This is a genomic window from Sphaerospermopsis sp. FACHB-1194, assembly GCF_014696235.1.
Lineage (GTDB): Bacteria > Cyanobacteriota > Cyanobacteriia > Cyanobacteriales > Nostocaceae > Sphaerospermopsis > Sphaerospermopsis kisseleviana.
Genome location: NZ_JACJPU010000019.1, coordinates 24,250 through 46,144, shown reverse-complemented (window position 1 = coordinate 46,144; position 21,895 = coordinate 24,250). Strand labels below are relative to the sequence as shown.

Genomic DNA, 21,895 nt, shown 5'->3' with positions numbered 1-21,895 from the left:
AGTAACGATTTTGATTAGTTCTGTGTTTTGACTGTCTATCTTGGTTTGTCCAGTTTCATACTTGACAATTTTACTTTGTCCAGTGGCTTAGTGGATAAATAAAACAGGATGTGATCTTTATTCTTTAGAATGCTGACGGTATAGATTCATAAATTCTTCAATGGAAATAAGGCTTTGACTATTATCAAACTTTTCAATTAATATTTGAATAGTTTTAGGACAATCAAATCCTAATCCTTGTTCTTTTTCTTCACTTGTATCACCGGATGTTAAAAAATTATGGCTTCCGATCATACAAAATTCATTATCACATATTAAGTATTTTTCATGTGTTCCCAATATTTTAAAATTAAACAAGATTGGGTATTGTTTTTGGATATCGAATAAATCGGGTACAGCGTTATAGTAACTTCCTTTACCCCAACCTGCTTTTATATCTTCTATTATCTTATCTTTTATATATCTTTTATCACCTCTTCCAAAACCTATATCTAATTGGCATCCTCGCTCAAGAAGTTGTTTTAATTTTTCAAGAAGTTTATCATCTACGGCAGATTTTGTGATCCAAGGACAAGTTATTATTAGGCGTTTCTTGGCTTGTTCTAGCGCATTTATTAATTCTTGTCGGCTCTCTTTTCTGCCATTAATAATTTTAAATGAAATTTTATGAGGATAACATATATTTTTAATAATATTGTTTGTTAAAATACTTTCTATATTCTTATCTGAAATATCTATAGGTAGATCATCTCCATAAAAGTAAGCATCACTAAATTTAGAATAATTAGGATTTTTAAAATCATATATATCATCGAAGTTAACACCAGTAAACAAAGCTCCTGATATATTACTATTCCTAAAGTCAGTACCATTTAAGTTGGATTGACTAAAATCGCATTTAGTTAGGTTTGCTCCTATAAAGTTTGAACCATTCAAATCTGTGCCTTTAAAATTCGCTGCATGAAGATTAGCTCTAATAAAATAAGTTTCTGAGTGGTAATCAGAATCAGAAACGTAAACTGTATAACCAATATCCATTTCAGAAAAATTTGCTTCCATGAGATTAGCTCCTGTAAAATCTGAATAAATTAGGTTGGACTGTCTAAAGTCACACTTAGTAAGATTAGCTCCTGTAAAATTTACCTCAATTAGATTGGCTTCTCTAAAATCACAATTAGAAAAATTAACTCGTCTACAGTCAGCAGAAGATAAGTCAGCTTTTTTAAAACTACTACCAGCAGGTATTTGTTTATCTTTGAAAATAGTATTTTCAAGGTTTGCTTCATCAAATAAAACAGGTTTACCTAGTAATTCCTCTAACAATTCTTTATTCTCTAACATATATTCGTCTAATTCTTTCATATTTATGCGATCCCAATAAACCTCCATCTCCCAAATTTTTATTTCCGAAAAGTCAGCTTTACTTAAATTGGATTTTGTAAATATAGTTCCACCTAAATTACAGTATCGGAAACTAGCATTTATTAAAATTGCTTTACTAAAATTTGTTCCCAGCATTGATGTATCTTCAAATTTGCAATTTTCAATATTAGCATTTATAAAACTAGCTTTATTTAATTCACTTTTATCAAATGAAGCATTAATTAGAATAGAATTATCCAATGTTGCTAAATTTAAATTGACATTATTCCAAGTAGAACATGAAAAATTTGCACCGTTTAAGTTTGCACCTTCTAAATTAACGTTGCTAAGATAAATATGGTGAAGATTAACCCCCTCTAAATTAACGTTTTTAAGATTAACATTAAAAAACCCTCTTTGTCCTTCAGCGTATTTTTGTAAAAACTCTTCAGAATTCATAGTATTGCTGTTTGGTAAGAATGAATTGGTGTTGAGGTGATCTCATTCCCCAACTGCACGCATCACAGGGGACTACAATCACTAGGTTTAGCGTATCTTATCATTGTTCTCAAGTATTCTGCTTACAATCTTATTTTTATTTTCTATAATTTATTGACAAAGATTAGCAAAAACCCCCGCTTCAAAATTACCCTTTATAGGTCGTCTTTCTGTTTTATTTTCATCAAGATAAATATAGTTACAAATTACATTATCAAAAATTGTTTGATGGTTAATTTGCCAATTGTTTATGCAGATACCTGTTAAAATAGCATTATTAAATTGAGCATCTATAGGACTAATATTTGATTTTTGAAAAAGCTCCGTACATCTGAAGGGTGGGAAAATCAAAAGTAGTGTGTCGGATAAACCATTCAAACATCCATTTTAGATGAGAAAATGTTGGTATCAACGCACAAAAACGTCGCACCCATGTTTTAGCTTGTAACCAAATATCCTCAATGGGATTTTGTATCGGACAATTAGGAGCAAAACGAACGCATTGTATTTTCCATTGATCGCTTGAAAGTCCCTGATTAATTTCGTCCAAAAAATCTCTAATTTCTTGAGAACGATGGTAACTAGCACCATCCCAAAGGATTAGTAATCGTTGTTCAGGAGACTGTTTGAGTAAATAAAGTAAATAATCTAGGACTTACGCATTGACAGAATAACAAAATAGTGCATTGATAAATAAGGGTCGTCTAGTAATGGGTATGAGAGAATGAGAGAAATTACTAAACCCTCGACAGCACAATGCAATCTAGACATCTACACCTTATTTTTACTGTCAGAGCCAAAGTATGGAGGGTGTAGTAGGTTAGCCGAGATATTGGGAGATGTTTCACATGATAGTGTCAATCGCTTTTGATTGAGAGAGAGATACGAACCAAAAGATTTATTCAGCATAATAGAGAAAATTATCAACCTGGTAGGGGGGATATTAAGTGTAGATGATACAGTCATAGAAAAGATTTACAGCGACCCTAAAAATGCGGAATTAATCAGTTATTTTTGGTCAGGGAAAGCCCATAAAACTATTATTGGCTTAATTAAATTTAATCACTCTATATTACAGCGATATTAATGGTAATTCAGTGCCAATAAATTATAGAATATATGATAAAAAGGAGGGAAAAACAAAAAACGATTATTTTAGAGAAATGGTAAGTGAAATAATAAGCTGGGGAGTCAAACCCAGAATGGTAACAGGAGATAGTTGGTACTCAGGAGTAGAAAACTTAAAATTTCTAAAAAACCAGAAATTGGGTTTCCTATTCGGAATTGAAAAAAATAGAACTGTTTCAAATGAGCCGCACAAGTATTGCCAAGTAGGCACTTTGGATATTCCTGAAGAAGGATTAAGAACTCATCTGAAAGAATTTGGATTTATAAAGTTGTTTAGGAAAGACTTTAAAAAAGAAGACTCTAGACATTATATTTTATATCTGCCAGATGAGGAGAAAATTCAAGACATAACCAGAAGTACCTTCGTCACAATTCATGATACTCATTGGGGTATTGAAACCTTTCATCGTGCCATAAAACAAGTATGTGGAATTTGTCGGTTCATGGTTAGAGATACCTGTGCAATCAAAACTCACATATTTTGTTCACTTCAAGCATTTGTGAAATTGGAGTTTATGCGCTCTGAAAATATAATTAGCAATTGGTATGAAGTACAGAGGAATCTGTTTACTTCTGTTGTCCGTGAGCATATTTTTGCCAACCTTCGCAAGGATGTCATTATCTAGACTACATAGATGATATTTTTTGTCAATGCGTAAGTCCTAGACTAATATTTGATTTATGAAAAGATATGTAGGGTGTGTTAGCGACAGCATAACGCACCAAATCCTTGATAGAAGAATCTGTACCGGGTGTACAAGCAGGATGTGCAGCAGGAATGACCGTTTTTGGTTATGCTCAACTTGGCGATCGCACTGCTTTTACTGCTGCTGGATCGAAGATAGTTTTTAATGATATGCGGTAGCTTTTTCAACTACTTTAGCTATTGGAAAGCATTTCACCAATTCCATTTTCACCTGCCACTATATATACATAGCAAAGTAATCATTGTATATTTCTGTATTTGCCATAACGGTTAGTTCTATTTGTTCTTGTTCTTCTTTTGCTAAAGTTGTGGACTGATTTAAGCTATCTTGGAGAATGAAATCACCACAGTATTCATTTGCCGGTACTGCTGCATTCATCTTTTGGGGATAACTCAATTTGAGATTATTCATAATGGTGATGAATTGACTACGGGTACGGCCACTAAATCTGGGGTTGAGACGTTTTTCTTCCCCAATGGTGGAAACTGTACGCCCTTTGTAGTCATGGGCAGGATATACTAAGGTATCATCTGGTAAGGTAAATAGGCGTTGTGTCACCACATCATAGAGAGTTCCCGCATCACCACCCTGAAAATCTGTACGTCCACAACCACGAATAAATAAAGCATCACCGGTTAACAAGTGAGTTTTATTCACCAAATAGGTTATGTGACTGGCAGTATGTCCAGGTGTAGAAATTGCTTCAATAGTTACTGAACCCAGTTCTATAATTTCCCCACCTACAAAAGAGCGATCTGCTTTTGTTACCGCAGGATTTTCAGGAACGATGATCTGACAGCCTGTTTGTTGTCTGAGTTTTCCTGCTCCTGTAATATGGTCAGCGTGGAGATGGGTTTCCAAGCAATAGCGTAGTTTTAATCCTAGTTCTTCTAATGATTGCAAATCCCGGTCAACTTGTTCTAATACAGGATCAACTAAAATCCCATCTCCTAACTGTTGATCCGCAATAAGGTAGGTATAGCTACTGGTTTCAGGGTCGAAAAATTGGCGAAATAGAAAGGTTGGCTGTGGTATTCCTGTACTGGTATTGCTCAAAGCTATGGCAGGAAGAGGACGCACACGCAATGGTAGAGACTGCAACAACTCCTGGGATAATGCCTGTGCTTGTCCTCGTAGCTCTGGAACAGCTATAGTTTCCCACAGATCGCCTTTGCGGGGTGTTCCCAAGGTATAAAGTAGGGAAGAAATTGTACCATCTGCTTGATATAAAGCACCCTGGGAGTTAGTATCTAGTCCTAAACCCAGGACATTCGGACGAATTAATCCTTGGCTTCGCAAATTAGTAACCAGAGGATGATTTGAATGCCGATAATCTGCTGCTACTCCGGTACAATTCACTATTCGACGCACTGGCAAAATCTGATTAGTCTGGGTTTTGCGTTCAGATATGGTGACAGCTACACCACCAGGAACAGCTTGATATTCTCTAATTCTGCCAGCAGAAATAGTTAGTTGACCAGAATTGAGCATTTCTGTGATTACATCTCCCACTTGTGGGGCAATGCGGTGACGATGGATGTCCCAATAAGGTGTTAAATGACGTAGAAATCGCCGTTGTTCCTCTTTTGGTAGTTTTTGCCAAATTTTCTGAGTGTGGGGACGTAGAGAGTCAATGAGCGATCGCCAACCATAACCTTGAGATGTGGCAACTTCTACCTCAGTCCGCAACCAATGTAACCAACCCCGTACTGTTGTGGGGAAAGTATCTGGAGTTAAAGAATTAGCATAAGGTTGAGCCGGTTGATGTTTTTGGGGAGACAGTCCCCGACGAGACACAGCATAAATTTTACCCCGGTGTTGGCGACTGTGCAGAGATAACACCATATCTACCATTGTTAATCCCGTACCAATCAGTAGTATAGGGGCATCAGGATCAAGATCATCTAGGGCATCGGCTGACCAAGCATTGCGGAGATAATTACTATCTGTATTCTCAATTTCTGAAGGTGTAGAAAGGGAATTTCCCAAAGCCAAGACAACTTTATCGGCATTAAAATAGCGGCCACTACGGAGAGCAATAGCTGCCCTTTTTGCTTCCGGTTGTATCCCCACCACCTCATCAGTCACCCTTTCCAGACGCACATCACTGGGTGCTGTGGCTTCTGCTTCTGCTAAAACTGACTGAATGTACAAACCATAAACTTTGCGGGGAATGAAGGTACTAGCATTGACTTCTTCGGAAAAAAATGATTCTAACTCGCTGCGGTTGTACTGAAGCCAACGTAACAGATGTCCCGGGTCATGAGGAAACGCGCTCATGTTACCTGCTGAGACATTGAGTAAATGACAGTTAGTCTCCGTACTATAAGCAATTCCCTTGCCAATTTGACGAATGCGCTCAATCAACTTAATGATCAGGGGTTGACTAGCAGTTTTTAATAGATGGGTAGCCACTAGAGTACCACTAAAGCCTCCGCCAACTATAGTGATCGTAGTTGGAGTGTGAGTAGTCAAAAAACTAGAAGTCATGGCATTGTCAGTTAAAATCACTAGTAACGCTGATTTAATCAACAGAACTTACCCATAGGCTAGGAAAATTCAGAGTTTTGATTCATAGATGCCTTTAGTTGCTATATGCTAATTCTTTAACATCAGGGTGAAATTTATTAACAGCTTGCACAAATTCTATTAAAACTTCTTGCAGACGTTGATCAATTTCTTCATCCAACTGCAAACTTCCATCAGCTTGAATTTGAATTTGCTTATCTACTGCGTAAACTGTACTTAAAATATGCCTTGCACCTAATTCACCTAAAACTGGTTTTAAGGCATATTCTATTGATAATAAATGGGCAATTGTACCACCGGTGGCTAAAGGTAATATAACCTTATCTTTTAAGGCTTTTTGTGGTAATAAATCTAAGAAAGATTTGAGTACCCCAGTATAAGCGGCTTTGTAAATTGGAGTGGCAATAATTACGCCACTTGCTTTTTCTAACAATGCTTTTGGTTTTTCTAAAGCAGGGCTATTATAACGTCCAAAAACTAAATCTTCCGCAGGTAAATCTCGCACAGAAATAATATCTGTTTCTAAGCCTTGTTGGGAAACAATTTGAGTCGCATATTCTAAAATTCCGTAGGTTCTGGAAGGATGAGAAGGACTACCAGCGATCGCTAAAATATTAGTCATGTGATCTAAACCTCTTGATTTAATTAATTTTTAACTAATCTACAGTTGCTACTGTTGTTTCTCTAAGTTGTTCTTGAAGCTGCTGGGGAAATTCCCGGTTAGCAACAATCTCACCAAAAGGACTCAATAACTGCGGTTCTACTGTTGGTAAATTATTCAAAGGTAAACGAGGAAAAAGTAATTCTGCTACCCGATAAGCTTCTTCTAAATGGGGATAACCAGAGAAGATAAAAGTATCAATTCCTAAATCTGCATACTCTTGCATTCTTCGAGCAACAGTATCAGGATCGCCTACTAATGCAGTTCCAGCACCACCACGCACTAAACCAATTCCTGCCCATAAATTGGGGCTAATTTCTAATGCTTCCCGACTACCATTATGTAATTCCTTCATCAACTGTTGTCCAACTGAATCCATGCGAGAGTAGGCTTGTTGGGCTTTGTTAATAGCCTCATCATCTACATAACGAATCAAATCATTAGCCGCATCCCAAGCCTGACTTTCAGTTTCTCTAACAATGACATGAAGACGAATCCCAAACCGTAAGGTTCTACCTTGTGCTTCTGCTAAACGTTTTACAGAAGTGATTTTTTCTGCTACTTTTTCAGGTGGTTCACCCCAAGTTAAATATACATCAACGTGCTTGGCAGCAATTTCTTGGGCAATCGCAGAAGAACCACCAAACCACAAAGGTGGATAAGGTTTCTGCACATTAGGAAATAGTATTTTCCCTTCTTTAATATTGAGATAATCACCTTCAAAGTTAGAAGTTTCACCACCTGCTATTTGTCGCCAAACTGTTAAAAATTCATCTGTCAGTTTATAGCGATCATCATGACTAAGATGCAAACCATCACCAGCTAATTCAACAGGATCACCACCAGTAACGACATTAATTAATAGTCGTCCGCCAGAAATTCTATCAAAAGTTGCTGCCATTCTTGCCGCTACCCCTGGTGACATCAATCCTGGACGGATTGCTACTAAAAATCGCATTTTTTTAGTGTGACTTACCAAAGTTGAAGCTAAAATCCAGGCATCTTCACAGGAACGACCTGTAGGTAATAAAGCTCCTGTAAATCCTAATTGATCAACCGCTTGGGCAATTTGTCGCCAATAATCAAAGTTGACTGAACGACCACCTATAGCAGTTCCTAGATAGCGTCCATCGCCATGTGTGGGAATAAACCAAAGAACTTGCATGATGTTTAAGTGTAAAACTTTGTAATCAAAAACTCAATCAATAACTACGGTAATTCTATCGATGAACCGTACTATTGAGGTAATGTTTAAGAGTATTGCACAAATGAATCAAGAAAAGCAATACTTTTACAAAAAAACACTGTAACTTTATCGAGTATTAGTAGATTAACCCTTTAAATAACTGGGATTCCACTGCAACCAGTAGTTTTCCAAAGCTTTAGCAACTATATCAGCCAGCTTGCCGAACAAGGCATAGATTAGAATGCTTAACACAACAACATCCGTTTGCATAAATTCTCTAGCATTTGTTGCCATATATCCAATTCCAGAATCAGCAGCAATTGTTTCTGCCACAATAAGTGTTAACCACATAATCCCCAAAGAAAACCGCACACCAACTAAAATTGAAGACATTGCTCCTGGGAGAATAATTCGCCAAAATAAACCCCAAGTATTTAAACCATAAATTTTACCCATTTCAATCAATCCATGATCAACACTACGAATCCCATGAAAAGTGTTTAAATAAATGGGAAACATTACACCCAAAGATACTAGAAATAATCTCGCTTCATCACCAATGCCAAACCATAAAATTACTAGAGGAATTAATGCTAAATTAGGAATATTCCGCAACATTTGCAGTGATGTATCTAGTAATTTTTCCGCAATCCGAGAAACACCATTAAGTAAACCTAAACTAAATCCAATACTTCCCCCAATTAAAAACCCGGATATCGCTCGTAAGGCACTAATACCAATATTTCTGAAAAGTTCACCTGTCTGAGCTAATTTAATAGCAGCAATAAGAACTGCCAAAGGTGCGGGTAATATTCTTGTAGGAATAACACCAATAGAGGATAACAACTGCCACACTACAATTATTGTAATTGGTACAACCCAGGGTATAAATGATTGAAAATAGCGGTTTTTCAGAAATTTAAAATAGAACTTATTTTTTCTTGTTGAATACTTTGATGAAAAATCAGTAGAAGAAAGTTTCATGACCATTTATTTATTAAGTGATGATGAGAATGATTACAAGCAGAGTTTATTTGTTCCTAGACACAAATATTCACACAAATATTCTGACTCCTGAATTCTTACCAACCAATTATGATTTGTTCTCAGAAATCAGGAATCTCAATTAGTAGTTATTTTCTACTAATTCTTCGCGGTGTAATAGCTGCATACTGCTGAGAAGTGAGAACTGAATCTTTGATAGCAATTCGCCTAGGAATCACTTTTTCGTTGTAGAATAGATCCGCAATGCGTTGTTGCTCGGCAATCAGAGATGAGTTAATTGGACGTAAACGAAATGTACGTCTACGAACTACCACAGATAAAAGCGCTGGATCAAGTTTCAATTCAGGAGCAAGAATTTTCACAACTTCATTAGGATTAGATTCTGCCCATTCCCCTAACTTATCCACTTCTTCTAAAACTATACGCACAACTTCTGGATTTTCAACGGCAAAACTACGTCTAGCCATATAAAAACCACCTTGGTTAGCAATTCCTGAAGCATTTCTCAAAACACGAGCATTAGCATTTTTCTGGACAAAAGCAATAAAAGGATCCCAAGCTACCCAAGCATCAATCTTCTTTTGAATAAAGGCATCACGGGCTTCAGCAGGAGTTAAACTCACTGCTTGAATATCACTAATTTTTAACCCGACTTCACCTAATGCTCTAAGCAGTAAATAATGTGCAGCAGATCCTCTTTGAAAAACAACTTTTTTACCTTTAAGATCCTTAACTGTTTTAATAGGAGAATCTTGTTGAACAACAATAGCACTACCTTCACCCTTACTGGGTTTACGTCCAGCAATATAGGCAAGTTGAGCGCCAGCAGCTTGAGCAAATATAGGTGGTGTTTCTCCCACAGAACCAATATCAACTCTGTTAGCATTCATCGCTTCCATAAGTTGGGGTCCAGCAGGAAATGGAGACCATTCTACTTTGATACCCAAAGGTTCAAGACGTTTATCTACTACTCCTTTGATCTTTACAATATCGCCAGAAGTTTGATAAGCCAGTCGGACTACTTTGGTGTTAATGCCTGTTTTATTAGTTGTATTTTGGGCTTCGACTATTTTACTGGAAATTGGTACAGAAAGAGTAACTAAAGCTAATGCTGATATTGAGTATTGAAGGAATTTCTGTAAAAATATGCGTCGTGGTAAGTTAAGCTTCATGCTTCTGTCTCCTCAATAAATTTCAATTCAAATTGTTTTATGACTGTTTTTATTACAAAACCTAAAATGGGCGACTACCCGCTAAACTAATCCGTTTCAAAACTCGACGTTCATTAGGATCAAAAGCTTGACGGTAATGTAATGTAGATTGATTATCCCAATAAACAATATCGCCCACAGACCATTTATGTTGATAATAAAATTGACGTTGATGCAGATGATATCGCAACTGTGCAATTAATTCTTGACCCTCTTGGGGATCTAAACCTACAATTTCCACTTCTGTGGCGTAATCTAAATATAAAATCTTCTTGCCACTTTCTGGATGTGTTCTGACTAATGGATGGGGAAATACAGGACTAATGAGAGGAATATTTTTATCCTCACGATATTTTCTTCTGGGTTCTCCTGGTTTATTTAAAAACGGATTATAAGTAATCAACTGTAAATTAGCAATTCGTTTTTTTGTTGATTCATCCAAAGTTGCATAAGCTAAATTTAGATTTAACCAGGAAGTATCTCCCCCTTGGGATGGAATTTCTAAAGCATAAAGTAAAGAACCACTGGAAGGAAAAGGAGTCCATTTATGATCAGAATGAAAAGGTATTTCACCTGTTCCTGTATAACCGTTATCAACATTGGAAACAGGAATTATCACTGGTGTGATTCCGGGCTGAGAAGCTAAAACTGGAACGTTATCTGGAGGAACAAAAAGAGAACCAAAGTAAAAACTAAAGTTTAAAAATTGCTCATCAGTCAAATTTTGATTTTTGAAGATGAGAATATGATAATCCCGCAATGCTTGTTTTAATTGTAAAATGACTTCAGGTGCAATGGTTTGACTAGCATCTAGTCCAGTAACTACTGCTCCCAAGGGTGCATCAAGAGGAGTAATTTGAAATTTGGTTAAAGTTAGAGTCGTCATAGTTGAGATTTCCAGATTAATAAATTACAAATTTTTATTTACTTGCTAACACTTCTTTGGGAGTAATTTCCGCATATTGTTCCGGTGTTAAAAACCCGTCTTTAACATTAACTTTCTTGGGTATTAGTCCCAGGCTGTACCATTTATCTGCAACTTCTTGTTGCTTGTTGATCACTGCATCGGTAATAGGCACTAATGCAAAATCATATTTACTGTGCATTTTTTCTAATGTTGGTGCATCAAGTTGAGTTACAGGAGCCAACAATTGAGCAATTTCTTTGGGATTGTTCTTAGACCAAACCTGTGCTTTTTGTAATTCTTCCAAAAATATTTTAATCACTTGAGGATTTTCTTGATAGAATTTACGGTTTGTAGAAATAAAATTATTAGTATCTCTTAAACCATTACCACCATCTATCAACACACGACCAACTTTGTTCTGCACATTTCTGGTAACGAATGGCTCCCAAATAAACCAAGCATCAACTTTACCTTGACTAAAGGCTGCATTAGCATCTGGAGGTGCTAGGAAAACAGACTCAACATCAGTTAGTTTTAAACCCTCTTTTTCTACGGCTCTAACTGTTAGATAATGCCCTATCGAGGCTTTTTGGAAAGCAATTTTTTTACTTTTTAAATCCTGGACACTTTTAACAGGTGAATTAGCTGGAACTAAAAGAGAAACTGCTTGACCATCTGAAGAATTAGCTGCTAAATAAACCAGGGGAGCGCCAGCCGCTTGGGAAAAAATAGGAGGTGATTCAGCAGTGGAAGCAATATCCAGTCCACCTGCATTTAAAGCTTCTAACTGTTGTGGACCTGCGGCAAATTCAGGCCATTCCACTTTATAACCTAGAGGTTCTAAGCGTTTTTCCAGAGTGCCTTGTTTCTCCAGAACTGCTAAGGCTGTAAGTTGTTTAGAACGGACTATCCTCACTACTTTTTGAGTAGAGGTAGAACTGTTCCCAGAGGTAGATGTATTAGTTGTATTAGATGCTGTATTGTTTATCTCTGAATTACTTTGTTTTTGTTGCGGACTGTTGCAACTAAATAGTGTAGTTGACAAAACTACACTATAACCAAAAGCAAATAAGGCATGACGACGAGTAATACGTAGGCCTTTCCATGATTCAATTTTATTTTTCCAATTTGGCATTATTAAATTACCTTTTATGATTGAGTAAGTAAAAAATTTTTCAGCTATTTAATTTAAGTTAATTTAAGAAAGTGAGGTGGGAAAGGAACACCCACCCCATTAAGGTGTGAGAAAAACTAACTGCCACTGACTGAGAAGAAAACTGAGTAATACTAGATGACAAGTCCTAAATTTATGGCTGTACAGAGTTGTGTAGAGTAAAGTTGTGGAAATTTAGGCGATCGCAGAACTAGAACTAAAAACGTATTCCACTTCTGACTTTTGATATTCTGGTTGACCCATGACTCGGTTTAAAATCTTCTCCACAGTCTTAGCAAACTTTGCATCTCCTCTAGCTCTTGGACGTGGGAGATCAATTTTCACATCCATACTAATTTGACCATCTTCAATCAAAACTATTCGGTCTGCTAAAACTACGGCTTCTTCTACATCATGAGTAATTAACAATGCTGTAAATCCTTGTTCTGTCCACAAACGTTCTAATAATTGTTGCATTTCAATTCTAGTTAGGGCATCCAACGCTCCCAAAGGCTCATCTAGCAACAGTAAAGACGGTTTACTTACCAATGCCCTGGCTAAAGCCACCCGTTGTCTTTGTCCACCGGAAAGAACGGAAGGCCATTCGTGGGCGCGGTCTTCTAACCCCACATCACGAAGCACTTGTAAAGCTGTTTGTCGAGCATAAACTTTAGAATTAGCACCTATTAAACCTAATTCTACGTTTGCCAATACTCGCTGCCAAGGTAACAGACGAGAATCCTGAAACATCATCCGAACGGCTGGATTAATAGGTTTATCAGAATATTTACCGTTTAACAAAACATTGCCATCACTGGGCGCATCTAGCCCAGCCACTAGACGCAACATTGTACTTTTACCACAGCCACTCCGACCAACAATAGCTACAAATTCTCCCGGCTGAATCTCTAAATCAATTCCTTGTAAAACAGTTTTGTTGCCAAAAGACTTTCTCAGTCCTTCAAGATTTAATTGCATTCCTTTATTAGTCATGTTCAAAACCTCTTACTTTTGGATTGTTTACTTGTCATGGGAGTAAAGCTGTCAAATAAAAATAGGCAATGCTTATGTAACAGTTTTCTGAGCCGAAATCCTTAGAAAATCAACATATTTATGCTCAGGCTTTAAGAGATATGTAAGATTGACAGCAATTCATCTCTTTTATTAGGTTGAGTATCACATTTCTGGACAACAAGCTTTAGTAAAGAAGCATCTGGTATTAATACCAGTATGCTTGTTTCCGTGCCATTGAGTAGAATCTCCGATAACTTTGTAGGAATACCGTAGTTTTATCTTAGTATTTCACAATTATCTAAAAATTGCAAGCATCTTTGAGAAAAAAATATTAAAAATAGACATAAAAAAATCCCCACTTACTTATGAGGATTTATTCCATACAAAAATTTTGCAATTAATCTATTAATTGCCTACATCAAACAATAACAAAAATTTATTTTTGAGTATTTTTTAACAAATTATTGTGATTTATACCCTGATTACAAAACTTAATTATCCTAATTCAAACCCCAAATTATTCAGAATTTCTTTTAACCTATGCCGACCAGATAAAGATTCAGCCGATGCTACCCTTTTACTAGAATGTTCCGACCAATCACCAGGAATATTCATATGTTGTGAATTGTAGAAATTTTCCATGATTTGGTTATATTCTAATATTCCTTGCTCTTGTTCTGCAAGGTTATATATTTCTCGATGTAAAACTACAGATTGCGGTAAACGTGGTTTAATTGCTATTTTAACAACGGGATCTGCATAGCCCACACACAAACCAAAAACAGCAACTACATGAGGAGGTAAATTCAAAATTTGGGCTACCTCTTGTGGTTTATTTCGCAATGCACCGATATACACAGTTCCTAATCCCAGAGATTCAGCTGCTACTACAGCATTTTGCGCTGCTAAAGCTGCATCTATAGCCGCCATCAAAAACATTTCTAAATAATCTAAACCTTCGTGAGGTAGTCCACGACTTTCAGCAATATTTGTTAGTCTAGCTAAATCTGCTAACCATACTAAAAAGAGAGGACTTTGGCGAATGTGCGCTTGATTATTAGCTAGTTTTGATAATTCTTCTTTACGATTTCCATCTTCAACTGCTACCACACTCCAAGTTTGAAGATTAGAGGAAGTAGAGGCAGATTGGGCAGCAGCGATTAAAACTTCTAAAGTTCCTGGGGGTAAAGCATCAGGTAAATAAGCACGAATTGAACGATGAGATAGCAAAGTTGCTAATGTGTCACTCCAGGGAATATCTGGATTAAATTTGTCATTACCATACCTATAATTTAGTAATTCAGTTAGGTTAGTCATAACTTTTAACTTTCGGAAAAATAATGATAGCAAAGAATGAAAATGTCTGAATCAGGATGTCCAGGATTAAAGGATTAACAGGATTAAAGAATTTTAATAAATACGAAACCCTGCAAATCCTCGAATCATGTAAATCTTGATATGGCTTGCGCTATATTATCAGAGGTACTTTACTAGGTTAAAACCTGAAAGTTGTACGCAGCCAACCGACTACACTAGCAGGATTACTAGCATCTGAGTCTGGTGCTGTTACCCAAATAAATCCAGGTGTAATCTCAATATTATCAGTGAGTTTATATTTATACCATCCCTCAATGTGCAGTGAAGTATCTTTGTCTGCTTGACCCCTACCTGCTCCTAAATCTACATTTGAACTTAAACGAGTCAGTGTTGGTGCTTGACCCACAAAGAGAGCGCCTAAGCTACCTTTTTTACCTAAATCGGGAAATGTTATTCCTGCTCCCCAATTCCAGACTTGACCATCTCCATGCCCTAAATAACGATGGGCTGAATACCCCACAAAACCATTGACTGTTAATTTTGGATTTAGTCTATATAATGCCCCAATTCCATAAAGGTTTCCCACGGTTCCCGCACCAGGTACGGTACTATTTGCTAAGTTACTACCAGCAGCAGGTCCAAAGTTTGTTCCTCCTTGACCAATTGCACCTGGTGGACTGTAGGTATTAGCGTAACTTAAACCAAGGCGAAAATTCTTTTTGGGGCTAAAGTAAGTTAATTGTCCAAAAGCCACATATCTGCCTGTAAACAAACCATTATTAGGCGAGGGGTCATTGCCATTAGGGGCGCTATAGGATGCTCCTAATTGCCACTGCTCACTTAGATTATGAAGAATAGCAATTCCCGGTCCGGTATCTCCATAGTTGTACACCATATTCCGTCGGGAAAATCGTGTTATCCCATTAGTGAAAGAACCTTCAAAGGGGTTAGTTGGTCCACTTAAACCTATTTCATTAGCTCCATCTGACTGAGCAAAAATATTAAATTGGGTCTTTTTACCAATAGGAAAACGATAACGAATACCACTAACAAAAACCTGATTGGGTTGAGCAGGATTAGGTCTACGATTATCGGCCGTTCTGCCATCAAATGTTCCCAAAAGTCCAGTCCTAGTTTGTCCCAAAGATTCAATATTTCCACCTGAAAGGACTAATCGCAGTTGATCTTTACCAGTAAAACTTGTGTTTAGTGCTAATTGAACTGCATTTTGAAATGTGATGATATTAGGTGCTGGTTTTTTGGTGATCACGTTATTGCCCGCTAAAACACCTCCCAGTACGAACTGAGCCTGACCGCTCAGTATAGTTGTTGTCGAAAACTGATTAGCCTCTATTTCTGCTGTTCTTGCTTCTAACTTATCTAGTCTCCCGCGTAATTGAGCAAGTTCGGTACTAAATTCTTCAGTTAGACGTTGTATGCCTTCCAAATCTTCTTTTACAGCTAAATCTGATGTGGATGATGCAATAAGTTTATTTACTTGATCTAAGCAAGCGTTTAATCCTGCGGCAAATTCATAGCGACTCAAGGCACGATTACCTTTAAATGTACTATCTGGATAACCAGCAATACAACCATAACGTTCTACTAAAGATTGCAAAGCTTGAAAAGCCCAATCTGTTGGTTGGACATCTGAAAGTTGGGATACAGATGTAAGTTGTGACTCACTATCTTGAAACTCATTAGATGAAAAGAAAAGTTCTGAGTTAGTTTCTTTTTGGGTAATTATTTGATTAACGTTGTCAGAGTCAGGGATATTTATACTGACGGTTGATAAGGTCTCTTTACCTGTCGTTTCCTTTTCTTGCCCTCTTTCACTAGCAGAAGATTTTGTACTAGCTGCTAAGACCAAGAGGAATATAGACATTGGTAAAGTAAGCAATAAATTCCAAGCAGTTTTTTTCATTTTGGTTGATAACCCCACACACACACAGAATTAGAGCCGACACGAAATTACATAGAATTTCACACTGAATCACAGGAGAAAATCGAACTTCTCAGATAGAACTTTCTTGTAGGTCTATCTGGGTTAGTTTTGTATTATTAATGACATAAAAGCCTAGAGTAATGACACAATTACCTTATGTATAAAAACAATATACGGTAATTCTATCAAGATACTGTAGTTAATGATTGATAAGTAGCACTATTTCATAAAAAAACTAAAATGTGAGTATTCATGGATACATTTTTTAGAATTTTAAATTAATTTTTACAAAGGCTTGTCCATCTAGTTTGGGTATGATAGTATAGTTGTCAAGCTATTAACTCCGATAAATCGGTAGACTTAGTGTATGTTTAAAAGATAGCGATATTATTAGTTTTTGTAACAAAATGGAATTAAGGAGCATTATTCAAACATTATGAAATACAACCAACTTCCTGGAAGCGACCTCAAGGTTTCAGAAATTTGCTTGGGAACGATGACCTATGGACATCAAAATACTATTGAGGAGGCGCATCAACAACTTGACTATGCTGTTGCCCAAGGGATAAATTTCTTGGATACTGCGGAAATGTATCCAGTTCCCCCTCGTGGTGAAACCCAAGGAAAAACTGAGGCTTATATTGGGGAATGGTTAAAGAAACAGCAACGAGATCAACTAATAGTTGCGACTAAAATTGCAGGTCCTGGTCGTCCTTTTTCCTGGTTGAGAGGTGGAAATAATAAAGTTGACCGTGAGAATATTACACAGGCTGTAAATGATAGTTTGCAGAGATTACAAACTGATTATATAGACTTGTATCAAATTCATTGGCCTGATCGTTATGTTCCTACATTTGGACAGACAAGTTATAATCCAGAATTAGAAAGGGAAACTGTGCCTATTGCGGAACAGTTACAGGCGTTTGCTGATGTGATTAAAGCTGGAAAGATTCGTTATTTGGGTTTAAGTAATGAAACACCTTGGGGAGTAAGTGAGTTTGTTCGCATTGCTAATGATTTGGGATTACCTAAAGTTCTGACAACTCAAAATGCTTACAATTTACTCAATCGTAATTTTGAATCAGGTTTAGCTGAAGTTTATCGTTATACAGATGTGGGTTTATTGGCTTATAGTCCTCTTGGGTTTGGGTTTTTAACTGGTAAATACATAGAAAATCAACAGTTAGAAAATACAAGAATATCTCTGTTTCCTGGTTTTGGGCAACGTTATTTGAAACCCAATGTACAAGAAGCGGTTAAGGCTTATGTGGAGATTGCTAAAAAGTATAATCTTTCAGCGACTCAGTTAGCGATCGCATTTGTCAAAAGTCGCTGGTTTGTGAAAAGTACAATTATTGGGGCAACAACTTTGGCACAATTGCAGGAAAATATAGATAGTGTCAATGTGGTTTTGGATAAAGAGATTTTCGCAGAAATAGATGCAATTCATACTCGTTATCCTAATCCAGCACCTTAACCGAGTTTTGTAAAAAAATACAAAGCGAAATTCTCACCTCACTTAATTAGGACTTACGCAAGATGTGACTGAAAACCTTATTCTTGCGTAGGGGTAATTCATGAATTACCCCTACTTTCGTTCCCTTTTGCGTAAGTCCTGTTAATATTAGTGGTGGTGAGAGTTACTTTATGAAAAAATAATGTTATTATCTGATTTTGTTACTATTACTGATGTAGAAGCCGCACAAAAACGGCTTGTGGGTATTGCTCATCAAACACCAGTAATTACCTCTGGTACTGTCAATGAACTGACTCAAAGCCAAGTATTTTTTAAATGCGAAAATTTCCAACGGACGGGAGCATTTAAGTTTCGTGGTGCTTATAATGCCCTAGTCCAATTATCAGTAGAACAGAAAATAAAAGGCGTTATTACCTATTCTTCAGGAAATCATGCCCAAGCGATCACTTTAGCCGGGAAATTACTCAATATTCCCACCATTGTAGTTATGCCTGATGATGCACCAATAGTCAAACAAACTGCAACTCGCAGCTATGGTGCAGAAGTCATTTTGTACAACCGTGACACAACTAACCGGGAAGAATTAACCAAAAATCTCGCAGCAGAACGCCAATTAACTTTAATTCCACCTTATGATTATCCTCATGTCATTGCTGGACAAGGTACAACTGCATTAGAACTAATTCAAGAAGTGGGACAACTAGACTACTTATTGGTATGTTGCGGTGGTGGTGGATTAATTTCTGGTTGTGCGATCGCAACAAAAGCACTTTTACCTAATTGTAAAATAATTGGTGTAGAACCAGAATTAGCTGATGATGCTACTCGCTCTTTTTACAGCAAAACCCTGCAAACTGTCCATAATCCCCAGACCATTGCTGATGGTGTCAGGACTCCCAGTTTAGGTAAAATCACCTTTCCCCTAGTCTTAGAATACGTAGATGATATGGTGACTGTATCGGAAGCAGCCATCATTCGCACCATGTTCTTTATTTGGGAACGCTTAAAAATCGTTGTTGAACCCACTGGAGTCATAGCCGCAGCCGCATTATTAGAAGGTAGCGTTAAAGCACCAGCAGCGAGAATTGGCGTAATTATCAGTGGTGGAAATGTAGACTTAGCGCAAGTTAGTCAATTATTACAAACCACTTAATCATTTTTCGTATTACTAGCTAGATATCTAATTATTTAACTACTTGATTTTCTGTAAATTGATATGTTAATCTGTATTTATCCTTAAACTACTAATTCTCGATAGGTTTACCGTATATTAAAATTGGAGTGATAAAAAACACACTCCAAAATCTAAGTTTTTAGCAATCGGGGAATCTTTTTTATGCCAAAAGATTGGTTAGAATGGCACGATCTTTACAACACTGAACCCAAATTACAGCAGCGTTTAGAAATCGTGCAGGAATATATTTCCTATAGTTTAGATCACTCCCCAATAGGAGCTATTCGGGTAGTTAGTGTTTGCGCTGGTGATGGACGAGATTTATTAGGAACATTAGCAAATCATCCCCGTACTAAAGATGTATATGCAAGATTAGTAGAAATCAATCCTGGGTTAGTTGAACGGGGACGTGCGACTATAGAATCATTGGGTCTAACAAAACAAATTGAGTTTATCAATGGTGATGCAACTGCTGCTGATAACTATGTAGGAGCAGTACCAGCAGATATTGTCATTGTCTGTGGTATTTTTGGCAATTTAGCTGATGAAAATGAACTCAATCGTTTATTAGGAAATCTCAGTTTTCTGAGTAAAAAAGGCACATTTGTGCTTTGGACTCGTGGACATTCTAACGGTATTGCTTATTCAGAAACCGTGCGTAAATACTTCCGTGATTTTGGATTTGAGGAAGTTAACTTTAAACTCACAGCAACAGGAGATATGGGAGTAGGAATTCATCGTTATTTAGGTGAACATCTACCTACACCAAAAGAAGAAGAATTATTTGTATTTTCCGGCGTTCCAAATAAAGCGAGATAAGAAATGGCCATTGCAAGCACTACCATATCCAGTTGGGAACAATTATTAGAAAAAGCTCGACAAAATACCCCCGCCCGTCGAGTTAAAAGACCAGGACAAGCACCTTCTACTACTCCTATTCCTAGTAGTCTGTATAAACTTCCCCCTGAGAGAAAACCACCAGTATTGTTATATAGAGATAGTAACTCTTGGTGTCCTTTCTGCGAAAGAGTTTGGTTTGCGTTAGAAGAAAAACAAATTCCCTTTGAAACAGAATTTATTGATCTGAGTAATAAACCGAAATGGTACACAGATTTAGTGCCAACAACTCTTGTACCTGCTGCTAAAATTGAGGGTAAGTTAGTTTATGAATCTAAAGATATTCTTTTAGAATTGGAAGAGCATTTTGGGGAAACGTTATTACCAGAAGATCCAGAAGAAAATGCGATCGCCAGACAATGGGTTGAAGATGCAGAAACCAATGGTTTTCGGGATATTGCCTATAAATTCTTGAGACAACCTCCAGAAGATGCCAAAGAATTAGCAAATTTACAAGCAGAATTTGAAGCTAAATTAGATGAAATTGAAAAGACTTTAGGGAGATATCCAAAACCCTATTTTTTATCAACATTTAGCCTGGTAGATATTATGTATAGTCCCCATTTAGATAGATTGGCGGCTAATTTACCAGTATATAGAGGATATCACATCAAAGGAAATTCTCGTTTTCCTCTCATCAATGTTTGGTTTGCAGCACTTAAAAAACGTCCTGCTTACAACAGAGTTAAATCAGACAACATTACTAATAATTTACTTTTAAGGCGGAGATTTGGCATAGAACCTATTGGTAATCCCTTACCTTTAGATTTAGCTGAGGCTGAATTTATTGAATATCGTGCAGAAGCGGCTGAAAGATTAAGTGATAATCGAGAAGTTGCTATTAGCGATATTCTCAAAAATTCTGGAGTTCAATCTTTAGGTGATATCTCAATCATTAAAGACGCTGTGGATTTTCACCTACGATTATTAGCTGATTATCTCCTGAATGGTAATAACGAATTATTACCAGGCGGTAGAACTGGAGGTAAAGAAAGTATAGATCCAATTATCGCTGCTACAGGGACTATTACGCTGGCTTATATCAGAAATAGAATTTGTGCGCCACGAGATATGAGTGCTGGCGCTGCTACTGCATTACGAGCAGCAGCAGATAAAGTTTTTGCATCTATTTATTGATTTGATAACAAGAGGAATTAAAATGACTGATTTTAAAAAGGTGAGCAATGATTTGAGTATTGCCGGACAAATTTCATCCGATGAATTAAAACAATTGTCAATAGAAGGTTTCAAATCAGTTTTAAATTTACGTTCTCCTGATGAAAATGGTTTTGTTCACGATGAAAAGCAGGAAGCACAAATTGTAGGACTGGAATATACAAACATTCCCTTAAATTCTCAAGCGGCAAATCAAAAATTAACAGCAGAAGCAATTCAAGCTATTGAGAAATTGCCGAAACCAATTTTAATTCACTGTGCTGGTGGTGCAAGAGCCGGAGGAATAGCCTTAATAGCAGAAGCAATTCAAGCAGATTTAACCTATGAACAAATTGCTCAAAAAGCTAATGAATTAGGAATTAATTTAGAACAGCCACATCTCAAGCAATTTTTATTAGAAAAATTTGCAGCCAGACAAAATTAAATTTTCATCTCAGGAGCAAATAAAAATTCAAAATCTAAAACTTAAAATCTAAAACTTTGTGTCTTTGCTCCTTTACCTCTTGGCGCGAAATACATTAACGAATCCACTGGGTAAATTTATCGGG

General features: G+C 36.8%; 17 protein-coding genes and 2 pseudogenes. 7 read left to right on the top strand and 12 right to left on the bottom strand.

The window, feature by feature from the left end:
- Nucleotides 1-117 precede the first annotated feature (117 nt).
- A complete protein-coding gene (locus H6F45_RS12925) occupies nt 118-1,821 on the bottom strand; it encodes a pentapeptide repeat-containing protein (RefSeq protein ID WP_190347358.1) in 1,704 nt (567 codons plus the stop codon).
- A 337-nt stretch (nt 1,822-2,158) separates the two neighbouring features.
- Nucleotides 2,159-2,512: pseudogene (locus tag H6F45_RS12920) on the bottom strand (transposase); the annotation flags it as partial.
- 72 nt (nt 2,513-2,584) lie between these two features.
- Between H6F45_RS12920 and H6F45_RS12915 the strand changes: the two are divergent.
- Both H6F45_RS12915 and H6F45_RS27025 read left to right on the top strand, forming a co-directional pair.
- Nucleotides 2,585-3,614, top strand: a pseudogene (locus H6F45_RS12915) (transposase).
- Nucleotides 3,615-3,718: 104 nt separating this feature from the next.
- A complete protein-coding gene (locus H6F45_RS27025) occupies nt 3,719-3,853 on the top strand; it encodes a hypothetical protein (RefSeq protein ID WP_255427055.1) in 135 nt (44 codons plus the stop codon).
- Between the two features lie 58 nt (nt 3,854-3,911).
- Here H6F45_RS27025 and H6F45_RS12905 read toward each other — a convergent pair whose 3' ends face one another.
- The 10 genes from H6F45_RS12905 to H6F45_RS12860 all read right to left on the bottom strand — a co-directional run bounded on the left by H6F45_RS12905 (nt 3,912) and on the right by H6F45_RS12860 (nt 16,602).
- Entirely contained in the window at nt 3,912-6,206 is a 2,295-nt protein-coding gene (locus H6F45_RS12905; protein ID WP_347237732.1) for an FAD/NAD(P)-binding protein, read from the bottom strand.
- A gap of 73 nt (nt 6,207-6,279) precedes the next feature.
- Nucleotides 6,280-6,846: an NADPH-dependent FMN reductase gene (gene ssuE / locus H6F45_RS12900; protein ID WP_096572493.1), complete on the bottom strand. Its 567-nt coding sequence runs from the start codon at nt 6,844-6,846 to the stop codon at nt 6,280-6,282.
- A gap of 34 nt (nt 6,847-6,880) precedes the next feature.
- Complete coding sequence (gene ssuD / locus H6F45_RS12895; protein WP_137666494.1) at nt 6,881-8,050, bottom strand: FMNH2-dependent alkanesulfonate monooxygenase; 1,170 nt, start codon at nt 8,048-8,050, stop codon at nt 6,881-6,883.
- Between the two features lie 165 nt (nt 8,051-8,215).
- Nucleotides 8,216-9,055 carry an aliphatic sulfonate ABC transporter permease SsuC gene (gene ssuC / locus H6F45_RS12890; protein ID WP_096572905.1) on the bottom strand — a complete coding sequence of 280 codons (840 nt, stop codon included), beginning with the start codon at nt 9,053-9,055 and terminating at the stop codon, nt 8,216-8,218.
- A 149-nt stretch (nt 9,056-9,204) separates the two neighbouring features.
- Nucleotides 9,205-10,248: a sulfonate ABC transporter substrate-binding protein gene (locus tag H6F45_RS12885; protein WP_190347357.1), complete on the bottom strand. Its 1,044-nt coding sequence runs from the start codon at nt 10,246-10,248 to the stop codon at nt 9,205-9,207.
- 61 nt (nt 10,249-10,309) lie between these two features.
- Nucleotides 10,310-11,173, bottom strand: coding sequence for a TauD/TfdA family dioxygenase (locus tag H6F45_RS12880; protein WP_137666496.1), 864 nt, complete (start codon nt 11,171-11,173; stop codon nt 10,310-10,312).
- Nucleotides 11,174-11,207: 34 nt separating this feature from the next.
- Nucleotides 11,208-12,329, bottom strand: coding sequence for an aliphatic sulfonate ABC transporter substrate-binding protein (locus tag H6F45_RS12875; protein ID WP_096572489.1), 1,122 nt, complete (start codon nt 12,327-12,329; stop codon nt 11,208-11,210).
- Between the two features lie 213 nt (nt 12,330-12,542).
- Nucleotides 12,543-13,340, bottom strand: coding sequence for an ATP-binding cassette domain-containing protein (locus H6F45_RS12870; RefSeq protein ID WP_096572488.1), 798 nt, complete (start codon nt 13,338-13,340; stop codon nt 12,543-12,545).
- 516 nt (nt 13,341-13,856) lie between these two features.
- Nucleotides 13,857-14,678, bottom strand: a complete 822-nt coding sequence (locus tag H6F45_RS12865; protein ID WP_137666497.1) for an NADPH-dependent oxidoreductase — start codon at nt 14,676-14,678, stop codon at nt 13,857-13,859.
- A 178-nt stretch (nt 14,679-14,856) separates the two neighbouring features.
- On the bottom strand, nt 14,857-16,602 hold the full coding sequence (locus H6F45_RS12860; RefSeq protein WP_137666498.1) for an iron uptake porin: 1,746 nt from the start codon (nt 16,600-16,602) through the stop codon (nt 14,857-14,859).
- 457 nt (nt 16,603-17,059) lie between these two features.
- Between H6F45_RS12860 and H6F45_RS12855 the strand changes: the two genes are divergently transcribed.
- From H6F45_RS12855 to H6F45_RS12835, 5 genes are all read left to right on the top strand, one after another.
- Nucleotides 17,060-18,100, top strand: coding sequence for an NADP(H)-dependent aldo-keto reductase (locus H6F45_RS12855; RefSeq protein ID WP_137666499.1), 1,041 nt, complete (start codon nt 17,060-17,062; stop codon nt 18,098-18,100).
- Nucleotides 18,101-18,281: 181 nt separating this feature from the next.
- A complete protein-coding gene (locus H6F45_RS12850; RefSeq protein WP_137666500.1) occupies nt 18,282-19,253 on the top strand; it encodes a threo-3-hydroxy-L-aspartate ammonia-lyase in 972 nt (323 codons plus the stop codon).
- A 183-nt stretch (nt 19,254-19,436) separates the two neighbouring features.
- Nucleotides 19,437-20,093: a class I SAM-dependent methyltransferase family protein gene (locus H6F45_RS12845; RefSeq protein WP_096572483.1), complete on the top strand. Its 657-nt coding sequence runs from the start codon at nt 19,437-19,439 to the stop codon at nt 20,091-20,093.
- 3 nt (nt 20,094-20,096) lie between these two features.
- Nucleotides 20,097-21,308 (top strand): glutathione S-transferase family protein, encoded by a 1,212-nt coding sequence (locus H6F45_RS12840; protein ID WP_137666501.1) that lies wholly within the window; start codon nt 20,097-20,099, stop codon nt 21,306-21,308.
- Between the two features lie 22 nt (nt 21,309-21,330).
- Entirely contained in the window at nt 21,331-21,771 is a 441-nt protein-coding gene (locus H6F45_RS12835) for a sulfur transferase domain-containing protein (protein ID WP_096572481.1), read from the top strand.
- Nucleotides 21,772-21,895 lie beyond the last annotated feature (124 nt).

Coding starts and splice junctions, on each gene's coding strand:
- H6F45_RS12925 (WP_190347358.1), bottom strand. CDS start 1,821: ATGAATTCTGAAGAGTTTTTACAAAAATACGCTGAAGGACAAAGAGGG.
- ssuE (WP_096572493.1), bottom strand. CDS start 6,846: ATGACTAATATTTTAGCGATCGCTGGTAGTCCTTCTCATCCTTCCAGA.
- ssuD (WP_137666494.1), bottom strand. CDS start 8,050: ATGCAAGTTCTTTGGTTTATTCCCACACATGGCGATGGACGCTATCTA.
- ssuC (WP_096572905.1), bottom strand. CDS start 9,055: ATGAAACTTTCTTCTACTGATTTTTCATCAAAGTATTCAACAAGAAAA.
- H6F45_RS12885 (WP_190347357.1), bottom strand. CDS start 10,248: ATGAAGCTTAACTTACCACGACGCATATTTTTACAGAAATTCCTTCAA.
- H6F45_RS12880 (WP_137666496.1), bottom strand. CDS start 11,173: ATGACGACTCTAACTTTAACCAAATTTCAAATTACTCCTCTTGATGCA.
- H6F45_RS12875 (WP_096572489.1), bottom strand. CDS start 12,329: ATGCCAAATTGGAAAAATAAAATTGAATCATGGAAAGGCCTACGTATT.
- H6F45_RS12870 (WP_096572488.1), bottom strand. CDS start 13,340: ATGACTAATAAAGGAATGCAATTAAATCTTGAAGGACTGAGAAAGTCT.
- H6F45_RS12865 (WP_137666497.1), bottom strand. CDS start 14,678: ATGACTAACCTAACTGAATTACTAAATTATAGGTATGGTAATGACAAA.
- H6F45_RS12860 (WP_137666498.1), bottom strand. CDS start 16,602: ATGAAAAAAACTGCTTGGAATTTATTGCTTACTTTACCAATGTCTATA.
- H6F45_RS12855 (WP_137666499.1), top strand. CDS start 17,060: ATGAAATACAACCAACTTCCTGGAAGCGACCTCAAGGTTTCAGAAATT.
- H6F45_RS12850 (WP_137666500.1), top strand. CDS start 18,282: ATGTTATTATCTGATTTTGTTACTATTACTGATGTAGAAGCCGCACAA.
- H6F45_RS12845 (WP_096572483.1), top strand. CDS start 19,437: ATGCCAAAAGATTGGTTAGAATGGCACGATCTTTACAACACTGAACCC.
- H6F45_RS12840 (WP_137666501.1), top strand. CDS start 20,097: ATGGCCATTGCAAGCACTACCATATCCAGTTGGGAACAATTATTAGAA.
- H6F45_RS12835 (WP_096572481.1), top strand. CDS start 21,331: ATGACTGATTTTAAAAAGGTGAGCAATGATTTGAGTATTGCCGGACAA.